Annotated in this window: 1 protein-coding gene; it reads left to right on the plus strand. The window is 51.7% G+C overall.

The window, feature by feature from the left end:
* Positions 1 to 153: 153 nt before the first annotated feature.
* A partial coding sequence (gene ribA / locus FDX22_RS15520) for a GTP cyclohydrolase II (RefSeq protein WP_186805320.1) occupies positions 154 to 599 on the plus strand: 446 nt, incomplete at its 3' end.

The following is a 599-nucleotide window of genomic DNA, read 5'->3' on the forward strand; positions in this document are numbered from 1 at the left end:
ATCCGCACACCGGGGAAATTGACAATTTTGTGCCATTCGGAAATGAATGCGTTGCTGCAATTAGGTGAACACCCTTGCCTTATGGCAAAATAGTGCAATACAGAAGCCAACAGGCGACGGCACGCACAGTGCCAGCATAATCTGGAGAATTACATGCAGCTTAAACGTGTGGCAGAAGCCAAACTGCCAACCCCCTGGGGTGATTTCCTGATGGTGGGATTTGAAGAACTGGCAACCGGGCACGATCATGTCGCGCTGGTATTTGGCGATATTTCGGGTCAAACACCGGTCCTGGCACGCGTCCATTCCGAATGTCTGACTGGCGATGCGCTTTTCAGCCTGCGTTGCGATTGCGGTTTCCAACTGGAAGCCGCGCTCACGCACATTGCTGAAGANCAGGAAGGACGTAACATCGGCCTGTTGAATAAGATCCGCGCCTATGCGTTGCAGGATCAGGGCTATGACACCGTCGAAGCCAACCATCAGTTAGGCTTTGCGGCGGACGAGCGTGACTTCACCTTGTGTGCTGATATGTTCAAATTATTGGGCGTGGATGAAGTCCGTCTGCTAACCAATAACCCGAAGAAAGTGGAAATTCT

The organism is Citrobacter sp. TBCS-14 (assembly GCF_005280805.1).
Taxonomy (GTDB): domain Bacteria; phylum Pseudomonadota; class Gammaproteobacteria; order Enterobacterales; family Enterobacteriaceae; genus Citrobacter; species Citrobacter gillenii.